This is a genomic window from Pseudomonas sp. 2822-17 (assembly GCF_002742485.1).
GTDB lineage: Bacteria > Pseudomonadota > Gammaproteobacteria > Pseudomonadales > Pseudomonadaceae > Aquipseudomonas > Aquipseudomonas cyclaminis.
Window position 1 is genome coordinate 1 of sequence record NZ_LJRZ01000497.1, and the last position, 228, is coordinate 228.

1 protein-coding gene is annotated in these 228 nt (G+C 41.2%); it reads right to left on the reverse strand.

Annotated features, from left to right (window positions below; genetic code table 11):
• Window positions 1–228, reverse strand: a 228-nt coding sequence (locus tag AOA60_RS18390; protein ID WP_143522467.1) for an extracellular solute-binding protein, incomplete at both ends; no start/stop codon positions are given.

Consider the following 228-nt stretch of genomic DNA (forward strand, 5'->3'; position numbering starts at 1 on the left):
CCACCAGCTTGGGCAACAAATGCTTCGAAGAACCAGATACCAACAGGCATTGAAATTCCCACTTGCTCACCTGGAATAGTTAACGTACGTGCATACTCTTCAAACTCATCCCAGTTTTTAGGCCCAGCAGGATCTAATCCAGCTTCTTTTAACATATCAACGTTCATATAAAGAATTGGCGTACTACGTAAATAAGGGATACCGTAAAGTTTTCCATCAACATATGAG